16 protein-coding genes and 2 pseudogenes are annotated in these 13,961 nt (G+C 61.1%); 7 read left to right on the top strand and 11 right to left on the bottom strand.

The genetic code is table 11. The annotated features are described in order from the left end of the window. Window positions 1-109: 109 nt before the first annotated feature. Window positions 110-988, bottom strand: a complete 879-nt coding sequence (gene yghU, locus MA07_RS20725; protein WP_036356173.1) for a glutathione-dependent disulfide-bond oxidoreductase — start codon at window positions 986-988, stop codon at window positions 110-112. A gap of 262 nt (window positions 989-1,250) precedes the next feature. On the opposite strand from yghU, the gene MA07_RS20720 reads away from it, so the two are divergent. After that, window positions 1,251-1,715: a DsbA family protein gene (locus tag MA07_RS20720; protein ID WP_052003387.1), complete on the top strand. Its 465-nt coding sequence runs from the start codon at window positions 1,251-1,253 to the stop codon at window positions 1,713-1,715. Here the strand turns inward: MA07_RS20720 and MA07_RS20715 are convergent. Continuing rightward, window positions 1,712-2,932: a multidrug effflux MFS transporter gene (locus MA07_RS20715; protein ID WP_052003386.1), complete on the bottom strand. Its 1,221-nt coding sequence runs from the start codon at window positions 2,930-2,932 to the stop codon at window positions 1,712-1,714. The genes MA07_RS20720 and MA07_RS20715 overlap by 4 nt on opposite strands. 654 nt (window positions 2,933-3,586) lie before the next feature. Between MA07_RS20715 and MA07_RS20705 the strand changes: the two genes are divergently transcribed. After that, window positions 3,587-4,978, top strand: coding sequence for a fused MFS/spermidine synthase (locus tag MA07_RS20705; RefSeq protein ID WP_036356166.1), 1,392 nt, complete (start codon window positions 3,587-3,589; stop codon window positions 4,976-4,978). Between the two features lie 300 nt (window positions 4,979-5,278). Continuing rightward, a complete protein-coding gene (locus MA07_RS29760) occupies window positions 5,279-5,614 on the top strand; it encodes a DDE-type integrase/transposase/recombinase (protein ID WP_152568959.1) in 336 nt (111 codons plus the stop codon). A 407-nt stretch (window positions 5,615-6,021) separates the two neighbouring features. On the opposite strand, the gene MA07_RS20695 is transcribed toward MA07_RS29760, so the two are convergent. The 6 genes and pseudogenes from MA07_RS20695 to MA07_RS29755 form a co-directional block, all read right to left on the bottom strand. Then, window positions 6,022-6,966 (bottom strand): YsnF/AvaK domain-containing protein, encoded by a 945-nt coding sequence (locus tag MA07_RS20695; RefSeq protein ID WP_036356160.1) that lies wholly within the window; start codon window positions 6,964-6,966, stop codon window positions 6,022-6,024. 8 nt (window positions 6,967-6,974) lie between these two features. Then, the gene (locus tag MA07_RS20690; protein WP_244445315.1) at window positions 6,975-7,319 is read right to left on the bottom strand and encodes a DUF2382 domain-containing protein; all 345 of its coding nucleotides are present in this window, start codon (window positions 7,317-7,319) and stop codon (window positions 6,975-6,977) included. A gap of 348 nt (window positions 7,320-7,667) precedes the next feature. Next, window positions 7,668-7,889, bottom strand: a complete 222-nt coding sequence (locus tag MA07_RS20685) for a hypothetical protein (protein WP_152568957.1) — start codon at window positions 7,887-7,889, stop codon at window positions 7,668-7,670. A 2-nt stretch (window positions 7,890-7,891) separates the two neighbouring features. After that, window positions 7,892-8,071, bottom strand: coding sequence for a hypothetical protein (locus MA07_RS30980; RefSeq protein ID WP_244445324.1), 180 nt, complete (start codon window positions 8,069-8,071; stop codon window positions 7,892-7,894). A gap of 26 nt (window positions 8,072-8,097) precedes the next feature. Beyond that, a pseudogene (locus MA07_RS30975) lies at window positions 8,098-8,301 on the bottom strand (response regulator); the annotation flags it as partial. After that, window positions 8,282-8,479, bottom strand: a complete 198-nt coding sequence (locus tag MA07_RS29755; protein ID WP_036356154.1) for a hypothetical protein — start codon at window positions 8,477-8,479, stop codon at window positions 8,282-8,284. The pseudogene MA07_RS30975 and the gene MA07_RS29755, both read right to left, overlap by 20 nt. Window positions 8,480-8,650: 171 nt before the next feature. On the opposite strand from MA07_RS29755, the gene MA07_RS20670 reads away from it, so the two are divergent. Genes MA07_RS20670 through MA07_RS30235 form a run of 4 tightly spaced genes read left to right on the top strand, consistent with a single transcriptional unit; the run spans window position 8,651 to window position 9,659 of the window. Beyond that, entirely contained in the window at window positions 8,651-8,938 is a 288-nt protein-coding gene (locus MA07_RS20670; RefSeq protein WP_152568956.1) for a hypothetical protein, read from the top strand. Then, window positions 8,926-9,195 (top strand): HWE histidine kinase domain-containing protein, encoded by a 270-nt coding sequence (locus tag MA07_RS20665; RefSeq protein ID WP_036356149.1) that lies wholly within the window; start codon window positions 8,926-8,928, stop codon window positions 9,193-9,195. The genes MA07_RS20670 and MA07_RS20665 overlap by 13 nt, the downstream gene beginning before the upstream one ends. 44 nt (window positions 9,196-9,239) lie before the next feature. After that, complete coding sequence (locus MA07_RS30240; RefSeq protein ID WP_036356146.1) at window positions 9,240-9,500, top strand: sensor histidine kinase; 261 nt, start codon at window positions 9,240-9,242, stop codon at window positions 9,498-9,500. Window positions 9,501-9,506: 6 nt separating this feature from the next. Next, window positions 9,507-9,659, top strand: coding sequence for a hypothetical protein (locus tag MA07_RS30235; protein WP_160195465.1), 153 nt, complete (start codon window positions 9,507-9,509; stop codon window positions 9,657-9,659). A 429-nt stretch (window positions 9,660-10,088) separates the two neighbouring features. Here the strand turns inward: MA07_RS30235 and MA07_RS20655 are convergent, their stop codons facing one another. The 3 genes and pseudogenes from MA07_RS20655 to MA07_RS20645 all read right to left on the bottom strand — a co-directional run bounded on the left by MA07_RS20655 (window position 10,089) and on the right by MA07_RS20645 (window position 13,947). Continuing rightward, window positions 10,089-10,958 (bottom strand): alpha/beta hydrolase, encoded by an 870-nt coding sequence (locus tag MA07_RS20655; RefSeq protein ID WP_244445314.1) that lies wholly within the window; start codon window positions 10,956-10,958, stop codon window positions 10,089-10,091. Window positions 10,959-11,535: 577 nt separating this feature from the next. Then, window positions 11,536-11,742 (bottom strand): annotated as a pseudogene (locus tag MA07_RS20650) (IS3 family transposase); the annotation flags it as partial. A 1,500-nt stretch (window positions 11,743-13,242) separates the two neighbouring features. Continuing rightward, entirely contained in the window at window positions 13,243-13,947 is a 705-nt protein-coding gene (locus tag MA07_RS20645; protein WP_036356142.1) for an FCD domain-containing protein, read from the bottom strand. Window positions 13,948-13,961: the final 14 nt, after the last annotated feature.

Genomic DNA, 13,961 nt, shown 5'->3' with positions numbered 1-13,961 from the left:
CCAGCACCACGACGTCCGAGAAGACCACGTCGCAACGCATGGTCCTCCTCCAGCACGTGGCGTCCGCGGCCATCCTCATTTGGGACGTTCGCTCGTGTTTGGTGGGCCGCTACTCCCGGGCGGCCACCTTGTCCTGGGTCATTGTATCAAAGTCGCTGGCATCATGGCGCTCGTGCAACTGCTCGGACGGTTCGCCTGAGGTGCGGTTCACGATCCGCCCACGCTTGACAGCGGGACGGCCGCCGATCGCATCGGCCCAGCGCCAGACGTGCCTGTACTCCTGCACGGACAGGAACTCGCCCGCCTCGTACAGCCGCCCCTGAACCAGACCGCCATACCACGGCCAGATTGCCATGTCGGCGATCGTGTACTCAGACCCCGCCACGTATTCGTTGTCCGCAAGCCGTTGGTCGAGCACGTCGAGAAGCCGCTTCGTCTCCATCGCAAACCGATCGATCGCATACGCGATCTTCACTGGCGCATAGGCATAAAAATGGCCGAAGCCTCCGCCGAGATAGGGCGCGGTCCCCATTTGCCAGAACAGCCAGGACAGGCATTCGGCCCGCAGCCCGTTCTCGCTCGGCAGGAAGGCCCCAAACTTCTGCGCCAGGTACATCAGGATCGCACCGGACTCGAAGACCGGGATCGGGTCCGGACCAGAGCGGTCCACCAGGGCAGGAATTTTGGAGTTCGGGTTGACCGCCACGAAGCCACTACCGAACTGGTCGCCCTCACCGATCCTGATCAGCCACGCATCGTACTCTGCGCCGGAATGGCCCTGCGCCAGCAACTCCTCCAGTAGGATCGTGACCTTCTGGCCGTTGGGCGTCCCCAGCGAGTAGAGCTGCAAGGGGTGGCGGCCGACAGGCAGTTCCTTCTCTTGCGTGGCTCCGGCCGTCGGGCGGTTGAGGCTTGTGACGGGGCTCCCGCCGCTACCCTTGTTCCAGGTCCAGACCTTCGGCGGCACGTAATCGGATGAATCAGTCATTCCTGCTGCTCCTGGCATCCGCGGGGTGCATCCTGAGTCGACGATCCCCGCTGCTGGATGGATGTAACGCACGATGAGACCTTGTGTACCAATCCTCGTAGATGCAACGTCTCGCTCTCGCATCCGGTGGCGCGAACCCACGGCAGGGATCCCCGGAAAGTGAACAAGCGCCTTGAGGGTTACTCACCTAGATATATCGACATTATGGTAAGTCAGCCTTCCCGCGACCCCACCATTTCCACGAACGACGACAAGTGGCACCATGACCCAGCACCTGAAGATCGACTTCGTCTCCGACGTGGCCTGCCCGTGGTGCGTCATCGGCCTGCAGAGGTTTGAGCAGGCGCTGGCCAATGCCGCGGAGGCGGTAGAAGCCGACATCATCTTCCAGCCGTCTGAGCTCAATCCCGGAATACCCGCAGCCGGCCAGAACTTGGTGGGGCATACTGTGGAGAAGTACGGATCCACGGCAGTGCAGCCGGCCGCCAGTCGCGCGATGATCCGAGCGCGCTGCGCCGAGATTGGCTTCACATTCAACATGTCGGACGAGAGCCGGATCTACAACACGTTTGATGCCTACCGCCTGCTGCTTTGGGCGGGCATTGCAGGGTGCCAGCGGGAGCTGAAGCACGTATTCTCGTCTCGATGGGACATACCGTCTACTTCGGCTCCGTGCCAAACCCGGACCTCTCTGACGAGGCGCTATACGCGATCTGCACTAGTCTAGCCGCCTGCCACAGGCATGCGCTGGCCTGCAACCAAGACGAGCGAGACAATCGCCAGCAATGAGCAGATTGCCATGATCACGATCAGTGGCCAGACGGTTGAACTGAGGGCCGCGCCAACGATGGGGGCAACAAGCGCACCAAACCCGATTTGGAAGCTGCCCGACAGGCCAGAGGCGGCTCCTGCGAGATCCGGCCTCACGCTCACAGCACCTGCAATGCCACTCGGCAGCACCAGCCCGTTCGCCACACCGATGAAGAGCATTGGCCCGAACAGTGCAACCGGCACGAAGACGCCTGAAGCGATCAGAGCGGCCATGGACGCGATGCTGGCGAGAGACAGGAGCGTGCCTGCCAAGATCATCCGGTTTGGCCCCATAGCGCCGGCGATGCGGCCCGTGACGAAGTTGCCCAGGATGTAGCCGCACGGCACCATGGCAAAATAGAACCCGTACTCCGCTGGACTGCGCTTCAACAGCTCAATCATCACATAGGGGGCGCCCGCCAGAAAGGCGAAGAACATGGCTGACACGAAGCTGGTCACCAGGGTGTAGCCCCAAAACTGGCGCGAGCGAAAGAGGCTCCTGTAGCCCTGCAGGAGTTCGCGAGCAGTCTCTCCTGAGGCGCGTTTGTGGTTGGTCTCGCTCAGCTGCCCATACGCAAACACGAGGGCGAGCCCACCGAAGCCGATCAGAAAAGCGAACGAGGCGCGCCATCCGAAGAACGTCTCGAGCAGGCCGCCGATAGTCGGTGCGACCATGGGAGCGACCGCCATGCCCATAGTGACATAGGCGATCATGCTCGCCACTTGATCGCGCCCATAGAGATCACGCACGATTGCACGGCTGAGCGTGATCCCGGCACAGCCTCCGATGGCCTGTACGATGCGGCCGAAGATCAGTACGCCAATGCTCTGAGCCAGCAAGCACAGGACGGAGCCCGCCACGAATGTTAGAAGCCCGATCAAAAGCACGGGCCGGCGTCCGAACCGATCGGATAGCGGACCGATGATCAGCTGTCCCAAAGCCATTGCACCAAGATAGAGCGACAGGGTCAGCTGGATGGTGGTGAAATCGACACCGAGCGCCCGTGCCATCCCGGGCATCGAGGGCAGGTACATATTGATGCCCAGCGGGCTCACGGCTGAGACAGCGATGAGCAACGCAATAAGGCTAGGCTTCACGGCAGGCCGAGCCGCTGCGGCGTTGTGATGATTCATACCTTCAAGATCGCTTCCGGCACCCGTGATCAGCTTGGCAGTTGAGCTTCCTTGTGCACAAGCTAGAACGTCTATAGGTTCATGACAGTGCTTGGTCTCCTCGACTGGCGCAAGACTGATCTGCACGCACTGCAATGATGAATAGGCGACGTGCAGATATGGGCCAGCCTGCCGTAATCCCGCGTCATATCCGATGGTCGGGCGAGATGGGAGGGATCACAGGGCTATGGTCGACGCTTCTATCCCTCGGCGTAGGTTGACGTGGGAGGCTTGGCTGACCGGCCGCGAGACGCTGCTCCAGAGCAGAAACCTGCCGTGCCAGGTTATCGATGGCTGCCTTGAGAGCAAGAACATCGGCTGCGTCCGGAATGGTCGACACCGCAGCGTCCGTCCGGCTAACAGCCGGTTCGATACGGCTGTTGCCGGGCTCATCAGCAAGAGACGGCTCCACCACCCGTCTCTTCCGGGGAGAGAAGAGGCGGCGGAAAGCCTGCCAGATCAGCCAGAGCACACACGCGGCCAGAAAGAGTGTGAGCAAGACAGACGGCAGAGTGTCGAACATGGTTGTTGCCATTCCTGTGCGTGTTGATGAAGCTATGTAGCAATGCCACAGCAACGCTTATCGTTCCCCCGATCAAAGGCTACTAAAACCTGATGTTTCCCTCTCCGCTGCTCCTGAGTGCTATTGCGATTGAGGGCTACGCTGTTCTCGCAGTGGAACTCCTCGCCATTCGTCAGCTCACTCCCTTTGTGGGCAATGCCACCGACACCGTTGCCGTCGTGATTGCCGCGGTGCTGCTCCCCTTGGCACTCGGCTATGAGGCTGGTGGTCGGGCGAGCTTTGCTCCCGGCGATGAGGCGGGCGTGCGCCGGCAGCTCACCCGGAACCTGCTGATTGCCGCTTTCCTTCTCAGCCTCGGGTTGTCCCATCCCTTCCTGGCGGCTTTCTTCCAGATCCTCGACAACATTGGTCTGACGCACCGCCTGGTCCAGGCCGCTGTTCACACCTCTCTGTTCTTGGTCTACCCGATTTACCTCCTGGGACAGACCATACCGCTGGTCGCCTATTGCTCTACAGGCGCCAGTCTGCCCCGCTCCACGGGCCTGATGCTCTTCCTGTCCACCCTAGGGTCGTTCCTAGGCTCGGTGGTGTCGACCCTCGTGTTCATGACCTTCTTCGGCGTCCACATCACGGTAGCCCTCACCCTTGGGCTCCTGGTGCTGCTCGCGGGTCTTATCGGCTGGCGGATCGAAGATCGCAGGAAGCTGGTTCTCACAGCGGGTGCACTCGGCCTCTACATCCTTGCGATCAACAGTCCCGCGGCGGTCAAGGCGTATGGCATCGTCAGCAACAATCTCTATAGCGAGGTGCGGATCGTTCCCAATCCGGCCGAGAACAGCCGCCTCCTGGTCATCAACAACAGCCCCTCCTCCAAGATCGCGGAGCATCCGGAGCACCGCTTCGCCTACCTGAAGTTCATCGAGAAGGAAGTTCTCAGGAGGCTCGACACCGATCGCCCCCGGCGCGTCCTAGTGATCGGGGCCGGAGGCTTCACCATCGGCTTGGAGGATCGCTTCCATGCCTACACCTATGTCGATATCGACCCGGCCTTGCGGGCGGTGAGCGAGGAGCACTTTCTTCGCCAGCCTTTGTCCGCGAACAAGATCTTCGTGCCTGAATCCGCCCGGGCCTTCCTGCGCCGGAACACCCAGACCTATGATGTCGTGGTGCTCGATGCCTTCACCAACCGGATCAGCCTGCCGCCTGACCTGATCACCCGCGAGGCCTTTGCGGCCGTCAGGCAGGCCGTGACGCCGGACGGTCAGGTGGTCATGAACATCATCACCTCGCCGGACTTTGCCGATCGCTTCAGTCGCAGCATCGACGCGACGATCCGCAGCGTGTTTCCGTTTGTCACCCGCCAGCTTCTTCCCGAGACGCGCACCGGCAGCGTTGCGAGCGTGCTCTATCTCGCAGGCAGGCTCGAGGGCGAACCCCACGACATCTATACGGACAACCAGAACCGCTCGTTCCTGGATTACTAGCCGGTGTGATGAACCGTCATTCTCCCGGTTGAGCATGAAGGTCCGCATAGGGTCACAGGTTCACCTTCCGTCTGCTCGACGAACGTCGGCCCTTGAACGCTGAAGCGGACAAACCGCTTATGTTTCAGGAGTGCCACAAGGCGGCGTTTAGAAATCGCCCGGTACTTAAGAGGCATGTCCGCAAGTGTGCTCCTCCTACCAGAGATCCTGGTGCTGTTCTGAAGCAATCCGATCCGGAATATGCTGCGAGCCGCAGCCCATCCGGCGAATCGGCGGTGCTGATCGGAACCGGGCATAGGCATGGCCCGGATGAGCCAAGTGGAAACGGCCATAGCAGACACATTGCGCTATGTGTTTTATGGTGTCGAAGGCATCTACCAGAATACCGATCTGAGTGATCTCTCGTTTCTAGCACCGGAACTCGGGGCCGCAGCCTTCGGCTACCGGGAAGGTCAGCTCCTCAACGGCGAGATCAGCTTCAGCAACACCCGAGCCGCTTATCGCTTCTTGCGCAAAGCCCTCAAGATGATGGGTGACTATCCTCTTTCATCGATCACGACTGACGGACTGGCCTCGTACCCAAAGGCCATTCGACGCTTGCAACGCGAAGGGCTGCTGTCAGAATGTCGAGCATAGGACCTTAAAGTATCTCAACAATGTCATCAAAGCGGATCACGACGCGATCAAGCGCGTCACCCCCCCAACCCCCGGCTTTCGGAGGATGAAGACAGCTTCTGCAACGATCAGAGGCTTTGAGGTCATACGCGTGATCCAGCGTGGTCATTATATGTTGCCGGCGTCTGGTGTGACGGGCGAAATCCGTCTTATGAACCAGCTCTTCGGCCTTGCCGCCTGAGTAACCTGATAGACTGGGTTCGTTATGCACGTCTCAGGTTACTGCAACAAAGCCGTGGCGGCCGCGTTCCAGGCGAGTAAGTCCAACCCGGTCCGGATGGCGCAGGCACTCACCATGCTTGGGAATGTTCGCCTCTCCTCCGGGGACGGGTCCGCGAAGGCGAGGCGCCGGAATGCCGGGTTGAAGGCTACGGCTTAACGTCGTTCCTACCGGCGCCGGTGACACGGGTGCCCCGCTCATCCTCGACATCCACCTCGGTCTTGCGCACCGTGTCGGAGATCGTCTCGGTGCGCTGCTCGGCTTCCTTGCGGACGACCACCTCCTCGACCATGCGGGCCTCTTTGGAGACCACGGCCTCTTCGCCGCGCTCCTCCACCTCGATGGTGCGCTCCTGGAACGCGTCGCCGCCAAGCGTGCCGGCCTGCGTCGTGCCGGATACCGGGCGACGCTCCACGGCCACGCGCTCCTCGCGCAGGGTCACCTGCTCCTCGACAGGACGCTCCACCACATAGGAGCGGACGCGGCCGTGGCTCACGTCGCGCTTGCCGACGTGCAGTTCCTCCTCGGCGACCGGGATCACCTCGTCACTATCGCTCGTGGTGCGCTCGGACGTTGTGTTCATTGAGGCCGTACCCAATCCAGCTCCACCGTCCGTAGCCGCAGCAGCAGTCCCCGCCGTGGCAGAGGAGCCTGTGGTCACATTGGCCGTCTCAGCCAATGACAGACCCGACATGGACGATCCTGACCAGCCCTCGGAGCGCCACGAGCTGGAGCGCTCGTCGATGTCGATGGTGCCCTCATCATCCAGAATGTCGATCACCCCTTCGTAGTCGGCGTCACTGGCATGCACCGACACCAGGTAGCCGCCGCGGCGCAGCCCCTCGGCATAGGTCTGGCGATCCTCGTCCGGCAGGAAGAGATCTCGTAGCGATTCCCAAAGACTGTTGCTGGCCTCCGGGAAGGACTGCGTGCCCGTGCCACTGGACGTACCGCCGTCCTGCTCGCTCGCGGTCAGGCGAATGCCGTCACGGGCAATGCCGGCGGCATGGAGACGGCTGATGGCCTCCTCGGCGTCGGTGCGGTTGTCGAAGAAGGCTGTCACCAGCCGTCGGCTTGCGGATCCTGTCGTCATTCCGTAACTCATTGGGGCATCTCCTTCTCTGGATCAGGGGTTGCGGTGTCGGGAGCCAGCCGCTCTACTATGGCGCGCTGCTTGCGCAAGGTGACTGGCACCTCCCTAGTCTCGGTCTCAACCCGGCGCCGGATGAGCAGTTCCTCCTTGAGGACGAGACGCTTGTCGACCACGAGAACCTCCTCGACGACGGGAACAATCGTTACGTCGCCTTCGGTCCTGACCTCGGGGGCGGCCTCAACCACCCGGTCGACGGGTACGCGGGTGACCTCCGCGGTCTCCCGCTGCACGTTCGCCTGCGCTATCTCTTCGATGGTGTCCGTGACCGTCTGCACGCGTACACGCCCGGTCACGACCTGCCGCTTGCCGACGGTGGCAGTCTCCTCGACCGGCGGGATGACCTCCTCACCTCCTCGGATAGGAAATCAGCGCTGGTCGCCACGGCTTCCTCAAGGACAGGGACAGGCTCCTCGGTGTTTGGGTACAGGCTCGCGGGTGTGGTTGGGTGGCTCATGGCTGCTCTCGGGTGAACGGGAGCCAACGAGGGGTCGCCACGAGGGTTCCCGTGCCACCGATGGCAGGACACCTGCCATCGCGTAGGTCGGCAATGGCCTTGTCCCGCAGGGAAATCCGTTCCCTTCCGCCGAACCACTCCCACCCTTGCGGCGGAAGAGCGGTCAACAGCTTTGCGTCCGATCCTCTCACGACCGCGGTCCGTGCATCATCTCGTGAATGTGCCGCACGAGGGTGGCTCCGATGCAGGGCTTCAGCACGAAGTGCCCGTGGTCCGGGATCTCGTCGGGATGCGGCCTCGCGTAGCCGGAGGAGATCAGCAGCAGCACGTGCGGCCAGCGTCGGTGCACCTGCTCGGCCAAGGCCATGCCATCCATCGAGCCGGAAATATCCACGTCGGTGAACAACACCTTCACCTCTTCGGAGGCGCCTCCAGCACCGCCATGGCGACATCGGCGTTCGCCGCCTGGACCAGCACGTCGAGGCCGCGCCAGGGCTTGGGCATGGAGGTGACACACTCCGGCAATGCATCGACCTGGGCGCCCGGGTCACCCGAGGTAGCACGATCCGGATCGTCGGCCAGAGCGTGCATGCGGCCTTGGCGAGCTGGACCCCATCCATCGAGCCCGGCAGGTGAACATCGGCAAAGAGCATCGCGACCTCGCCCCCGCGCTCTCGCAGGCACTCCAAAGCCGCCTCTGCGTTCCCGACCTCCACCACGTCCAGTTCGGTTTCCTCCAGCAGGGCGGCGGCGAGCTCCCGCACGTCCGGATCGTCCTCGACGATCAACGCCACATACGGCTCAGGGTGCGTGACGCTCATCGTCGACCTCCCTGACATCCATCTGCCGCAGGATCGCAACGAGCAGCCTTGGGATCGGTGCATCGAGCACATCCCTGTAGGTCTCGGCAAAGGCCCGTGCGATCATGAAGGTAGCAACGTCCGGATGAACGTCGTTGGTATGGGGCAGGCGCACGTCGCCTGGATTGTCGTGGGACATCGGCTCTCTCCTCGGGTACTCGCTTGGAATGCCCAGCGCGGCGGCTTGGAGCGTCTTGGGATAACATACGTTAACGATGTGAACCGCCGACGCGGGGAACGGTTTCAGCCTAGCGCCAAAGTTCGTCCGTCGAGGCTGGTGGGCTGGAGCCAGCAGTTCGAGGCAGTCCCCATGCGCGTAGCTATCTTCGTTGTCGCAGTGCTTCTTCCGGCCACCTCCCTCGCCCAGAGTGATGTCTGGTCCATTGAAGTCCTGGAGCGATACGCCTCCTGGGTCAGGGAGGGTGGGTTTGCCTGTCCCATAGCCACGAGGATCGCAGAGGTCGAAGCCAATGACGGCGGGACGGTCTTCAAGGTCACCTGCGGTCCGGCCACACTTCCCCTCACCGGGGAGGAGGTCGCCTTCCGCCTGACGGTGCGCCCGAACGGCTCCCGGCTGGCGGAGCCATGGCGGGAGTGATCCGCCATCGGCCGGACAAAGCCCGGCATATCACGCTGATGGCCGTCCGTCGCATGCTGGCCTCGCGGCCAGCCAGACGTTGTGCACGTCGCAAGCGCCGCGAGGCCCGGCAGGCCATTGAGAACCGTCTGTTCGCGCTCCCCCGCTCCCCCGACGAGCTTGCCCGTGAGCGTTGGGAAGGCGCCGACCTGCACGATGTGGTCGGCAACGTGATCGAGCCCTATCAGGGCCTTGGAGATGGACGCATCCGGTGCTAAGGCATCGGACCCAAAAGTGAATTTGCACTTTTGGGATCCATTCGATGCTTCAGTTTCAACGGGCGCATCGTGTGGACCTGACCCAGCGGGCCGCGCTAGCGAAAACCGGGTCCACTTTTCCGCACGATGCGCTAGGGCGGCAAGGTCCATCTCGAGCCGAAAAAGGCGCTTGCGCTCTGCCGGCCCTCCATGAGTTGGCCACGAACGCGGCCAAGTACGGGGCGCTCTCCAATGCAACGGGAGAGGTGTCCCTGAACTGGATGGTGGACCATACGCGCACGCCAGCCCTCCTCCTGCTGCGATAGCACGAGTTGGGCGGCCCGACGGTGGAGCCTGCCACCCACAAGGGCTTCGGGTCGCGCCTGATCGAGCGCAGCCTGGCGCACGACCTGAATGGCGAGGTGAGGATCGCATACGCCCCCGCAGGTTCCAACGGCTCGGTCGAGGCGCCGCTGCCGTCGTGAGGATGGCGATCCGGCGGGCGGGATCAGGTCAGAACTCTGATCGCCATCTTGTCCAGGCAGATGCTCCAATCAGCAGATAGTCCGCTCGGTCAAAATTTCACATTCCGGCAGCTTAACAAAGGTCGGCTCATGGATACCAAAGAGGACCAATCGCTTTCGTCTGCCTCGTATCAGGAGCGGCTATTCGCAACCATCTAGATTGGCTGTGCTCTGTCAGTCAAAGGCATTGCCGGAATGGAAAAAGCCCAGGCTCTGGGACGAACGGACAGGATGCCTTCGCATCTCTGCCTCGCAGGCTGCAAGCCTGGGCTGAACGGACCCGGACGGGCGCCTGCATCGTCAGGCGGGCGCAGGAGCAGACCGGGCCGGGCTATCCTGTAAAAACTTAAGACGGGTGCCCGCTCTGGCCTTGGTCAGAACAGCCTGCTGCTAAACAATGGCGCGCGGCCGACCGCGAATCTCGTCTCCAACCTTCGATGCCGTTCGTTCCACAGCGTTAATGACTGCGTCGGGAGCTAGGTGGTGCATCATGTGCCCGAGGCCGGAAAGTGCGATGAACTCACTTTGCGGCAGTTCCCGGTGCAGGCGCTCCGATTGACGGCCGACATCCGCAATCTGATCATCGGCACCTGTGATGATCGTGACCGGCATCTGCAGTTCGCGGTAGTGGTGCTGCAGTTCCATGACGGATGGAGTCATGAGGGCTGCGTCCTCCGCTGCGGCGCGTAATTGCGACGGACGGAGCATCATCTCCTTGGGGAACTTACGCTCGAACCGCTCCGGCACCTCAGCGGGCGCGAACATCTGTTTGATCAGCCCTGGCAGCATGGCGCGGGCAATCAGCGGTGAGATCGTGTGGCGCATAGCGTCACCAATCACGGGAACAGCCGGCGGTGAGAACAGGAACGTGTCGACCCGCAGGGTTGGGTAATAGTAGCCCGAGGCAAGCACGAGGCTGCGGACGAGCGACGGGCACTCAAGGGCAAGGGCCACTGCGACCAAGGTTCCCCAGGAATGGCCGAGGACAACCGCCTGCTCGACGCCGAGCTGCCCTAGCGCGTTCTGGAAGAGCTTTGCGTGGGTTCGTGGGGTCCAGAGCTGACGGGGCCTGCTGCTGTAGCCGTACCCGGGACGGTCGAACACAATCACCCTGTAGCGGGTTGCCAGACGGTCCACGAGCCCGCTGACGGTGAAGTCCTGGATCATGGTGCCATTGCCATGGATCAGCACGATAGGATCGCCTTGGCCGCGCTCAATGTAGTGCAGCCGAACGCCATCAACATCAAGGAACCGGCCCATGGGCGGGGTCTCGCGTTCGGCAGTCCGGGCTCTCTTCCGGTTGTAGAGAACAGCAGCGCCCAGAGCTGCGGCCGAGCCTGCCAGAACGGGCGCAAGCCAGCGCCAACGACTCGGATGAGAGCTCTCGTTCGAACGGGGCTCCCTGCCCGGCCGTGCAGTCGTCCGCCCATGGCGATGAGTGTTAGCCCGCTGCGGTTTGCTCGAATGAAGCGCAGCCCCAGCCGGGTTGCGCGGGCTCGTGTCGGCTCTCCTCTCCGTGCGGGACATGCGTACTCTCCATGTAGGGTGATCATGTAGAACGCCCGAAACGCCAGTCGGTTGCTGCAGCGCACAATCGCCGCCTTTTTGGAATGTCTGGAACTCCGCACCTGAGCAGATGAGGTGGATGGCTCCCACTGACGGCATCTGAGTGCCAGGATGGGTTGCTGTCAGGCAAACTGGAGCAAGGAGCCATCCGCTATGGAAGTTACCACAATCAGCTTGGACTTGGCCAAGCGCGTGTTTCAGGTCCACGCAGTGAATGCTGAAGTTTGGACTTGCTCCTCTTTTATGGAGAGCGGTTTGGTAGCTATCCGGCTAGCTTTTCGAACTGAACCGGACTGACATAGTCCAGTGTCGAATGACGCCGGACAGGGTTGCAGAAGCCGTCGATGTAACGACTACTGGCCGCCTTGGCTTCAGCTCTGGTCTGGAACACCGTGCGCCAGACCAATTCGGACTTCAAGGTCTTGAAGAAGGTCCCGACCACCGAATTATCATAACAGTTTCCTTTTCCGGGCATCGAGATCCGGATGCCGTGCTGATCCGCCCCACTGAGTGGTCCGGCTGGAATGTTAATGGAGGGATGGCCTCGACACCAGCGCGGGCGGCGGGGCTGATTGGGGTTGCTGAGCCGCCCAGCCGGACCACTCAGCGGGGGGCGGATCAGTTTATCGGGCCACACTAAGACCGACCCGCTGAAACCTTTGTGAATCCCCAATTCCCGGGAAACAGGCTGACCCGGATTCCACGATAAGACTGACCCGGTTGTGGGCGTTACACAGTAAGACTGATGCGATATCCAGCGCCAGCCGTCGGCCTAGCGGAAAGAGATCCACCCGCTCCTTCTCAGCGGCGGGGAGGCTGCTGATCATCTCAGTCGTGGCTGACCGGAACTGCGGGATGAGAAGCTCCAACAACCGTGGCGTGAAGGCGGAGGCTAGGGTGCACCGCTGGTGGCTTGGTAACGGGTCTGATTAAAAACTCGGGGAGATGCCGTAAAAGACCTTAGACCTATGGTTGCGGAGGAGGGATTTGAATCCCCGACACAAGGATTATGATTTGACGTCGCACAAGCCTAAAGCATTGACTTCGCTATAATATTGTCAAACCGCACTGGCTTTACGCTAGATTATGGATCCCGAAACTTACGCTCCTCTCACTGCAGCTAAAATTAAATTGCCGCATCGGCTGCAAGTCAGATCAGCCCTCTTCCCTAGGGAATGTCCGAGTTCTGCTCCTGCTGACGTTAAGCACATCTCCTGCGCGGGCGCGCTCTGGACGATGACCAGGCAATCCAAAAATCAAGAAAGACATCATATAACTCATGCTCCCAGGAAAGGAGCATTGACGCAAACTTAGATTGATATGCCTACAGCGCATAGGTCATGTGTGCTGACCTATCTACCGCGCAGCAGCATAAGAATTATCTATCCATCACAGGAGGCTTATTGAACGCCTCTGTAGAGGGATAAGAATTATGCTCGTAACAGCAATCCTCCGTCTCGTGATGCGCGTCGTTAATGCAACTGCCTACGCGAACCAGCTCAGGGCCGAACGTGTTCTGAATGCGCATCTCGCACGCGCTGGCAACAAACTCGACTGAGAACGCCAAAAGCCCTAAAGGCAAGATTCTGCCGCCTCTGCGAAGCAACTCACCGCCCTACCCGTTACGGCGCGTTGGGGCTATCAGCGACAACTAGGCTACATGCCTGCGACCGGGAAAACCGGACACGAAGTCGTTCCAAGCGCGAAGAGCCGCCTCCTCCGCTTCAGTTGCCGTCCCGCACGGTTCTGACAAAGGGCCTTGTGGTGCGACTTCGCTCTCGCAACTGAGGCAGAGAAAATGCGCCTCGTGCTGCCCATATAATTCAAGGCAGTTGATCCCTAATTCGGCGCTTCTGCACACTGGGCATGGCTTAGGCTCAGTCATTGTCGCTCCACTCTACCGTTGATACGGACATTGCGGATTAGGGAAGCGCTAATCTACACGCATGAGATTGTCGCTCGTGCCTTTCCGAGGCTCTCACTCGCTGATGTTGAGGATCGAAATCTTCGATTCTTCCCGGCGCCATAACCAGTAACACTCCTGAATAGCCTCACGAGCGAGCTCCGGCTCGCGATCCCTTAGGGCTTGCACGAGTGCGCGGTACGCTTCGACGTTTCGCTCGAACGCACCGCGGACCATGGAGATGATCCTAACCTTGTTCGCAATCACAGATCGGATGACGGACGAGAGGCCATCGATGACGATGACGATTACAGGGTTGCGGCACGCCCTGGCGAGGCTGGCGTGAAGCTCGAACTGGAGCTCAACCACATCTTCCAAGGAGTCTGATGCAGCGATCTGGTCGATGAGATCCTCGAGGGCCTCAAGATCAGCATTGCTGGCCTGAATCGCGGCGGCTCCTGCCATTTCTCGACCAATCATTTCCATGGCGTTCTGGATCTGATCAATCGAGATGAACCCGAGCTTCAGAGCAACGCCGAAATAGAACTGCAGGAACCGCGAGTTCGGGAGCGCCAGATAGGTCCCGCTGCCTTGGACGCGCTGGAGCAACCCGAGCGTCTCCAGAACAGTCAGCCGATCCCGCAGAGTCGGGCGCTGGATGCCGAGTTGATCGGCCAGCTCACGCTCTGTGGGAAGCTTGATCCGTCCACTGCTGTCGGGTCTCAGCTCCATCGCGATGTCGATGACGCGCGCAAGGATATCGTCTTCGCCGTCCGTCATATGAAACCGTAGTT

It is taken from the genome of Microvirga sp. BSC39, assembly GCF_000739015.1.
GTDB lineage: Bacteria > Pseudomonadota > Alphaproteobacteria > Rhizobiales > Beijerinckiaceae > Microvirga.
This window is presented reverse-complemented; position numbering and strand designations above follow the sequence as displayed.